Annotated in this window: 2 protein-coding genes; one reads left to right on the top strand and one right to left on the bottom strand. The window is 60.3% G+C overall.

Translation table 11 applies throughout. The annotated features are described in order from the left end of the window. Positions 1-169 precede the first annotated feature (169 nt). Positions 170-1,012, top strand: coding sequence for a LysR family transcriptional regulator (locus EN781_RS31865; protein WP_126056705.1), 843 nt, complete (start codon positions 170-172; stop codon positions 1,010-1,012). Positions 1,013-1,022: 10 nt separating this feature from the next. Here EN781_RS31865 and EN781_RS31860 read toward each other — a convergent pair. Then, positions 1,023-1,721: prephenate dehydratase (locus EN781_RS31860; protein ID WP_127400696.1), on the bottom strand; the 699-nt coding region annotated here is incomplete at its 5' end.

Genomic DNA, 1,721 nt, shown 5'->3' with positions numbered 1-1,721 from the left:
GGGTCTCGCCTGACCAAAAGTGACCGCCGATTGCCCAGCAACCCATGCCAATGCGCGATCCCAAGTGAATTTTCGCTGCCATAAAATATGTTCTCCGCTGGCTGTCCGGTCTTGATATGGCGCCAGATCAATCTCAGATGGGAGTCTTCAAAAATGAAGAGGGTTTTGCATGAATGAAATGACTGTCGACTGGTCGGATCTGAGAATCTTTCTGGCAGTCGCGCGCGATGGAAGCCTTTCATCCGCAGCGAAGGCTGTCGGCCAGAGTGCGGCAACGCTGAGCCGACATATCGTCGATCTTGAGCGGGCGTTGGGCGCCGAGTTGTTCTCTCGACTGCCATCCGGCTACGAGTTGACCGCAGCAGGTCGAGCGCTGACATCCCAGGCGGAGACCATTGAGCAGCGGTTCCTTGATATCACAAGGGCGTTTTCACGACGAAACGCGTCGGCGCCCATCCGTGTGTCCGCGGGCACCTGGATGACGTGGTACCTGGCCCGCAACATTGAGAAACTGGGCGTGACCGACCGGAGTATCGTCTTCAGCGCCGTTGAGGAGGTGCAGAACATCGGCAGGCGCGAGGCGTTGATCGGGATTCGAAATCGCAGGCCGTCCGAGCCAGGACTCGCGGCTCGCAGGACAAAGACCGTAGCATTTGCTCCCTATTCACACCCGAATGCCGTTCGAAAATCTGATTGGATCGCGGCTACGGTGAACACACCATCAGCAATCTGGGTGCGCGCCAACAAACGAGATCAAATCCGCTTTGAGGTCACTCAGCCGCGCTCACTCCTTGACCTCGCGCTTGCTGGCGCTGGCCATGTGGTGCTGCCCTGTTTCGTTGGCGACGCCCACACCGATCTGGTTCGCACGGATGACGTGATCGAGGAACTGTCACATGAACAATGGCTGGTGGTGCACGGCGATGATCGCAAGTTGCCGGAGGTGCGCGCGACGATCGACAAGATCGCACGGCTGATTGGCTCGGATCGAGCCTTCGACACCAAGCGTTGAAACGAGAGTGTTAGTCGGCCACCTTCCATTGCTCGCGCGACGCGCTTGCCGGATAGACGCCGAGGATGCGCATCTCACGCGAGAAGAAGCGCAGCTCGTCGAGCGCCAGCTTGACCAGCGGATCGTCCGGGTGACCCTCGATGTCGGCATAGAACAGCGTCGCGGTGAAGGCGCCGAGCTGGTAGCTCTCGAGCTTGGTCATGTTGATGCCGTTGGTGGCGAAGCCGCCCATCGCCTTGTAGAGCGCCGCCGGCACGTTGCGGACGCGGAAGATGAAGGTGGTCATCATCCTGGCGTCGGCCGAAGGGCGCTCGGCCCATTGCTTGTTCTTTGTCAGCACGACGAAGCGGGTTACGTTGCTGTCCGTGTCCTCGACGTTCTTCTCGATGATGTCGAGGCCGTAAAGCTCCGCTGCGAGCGCCGGCGCGAGCGCCGCCATGGTGCGGTCCTTGACCTCGGAGACCATCTTCGCCGAGCCCGCCGTGTCGCCGGCGACGACCGGCTTCCAGCCATTCTTGCGGATGTATTTGCGGCACTGGCCGAGCGCATGAATGTGGCTGTGCACGGTCTTGATCGCTTCGCGCTGCACCCCCGGCAGCACCATCAACTGGAAATGGATCGGCAGGAAATATTCGCCGACGATGTGCAGCCGCGATTCCGGCAGGAGATGATGGATGTCGGCGACACGGCCGGCGATCGTGTTCTCGAT

The organism is Mesorhizobium sp. M4A.F.Ca.ET.090.04.2.1, assembly GCF_003999085.1.
Lineage (GTDB): Bacteria > Pseudomonadota > Alphaproteobacteria > Rhizobiales > Rhizobiaceae > Mesorhizobium.
Note: the sequence above shows the minus strand (reverse complement) of the source record. Positions and strands in the feature narration are given on the sequence as shown.

Bases quoted from the DNA above. Each gene is read 5' to 3' on its own strand.
- EN781_RS31865 (WP_126056705.1), top strand. From the start codon at position 170: ATGAATGAAATGACTGTCGACTGGTCGGATCTGAGAATCTTTCTGGCA.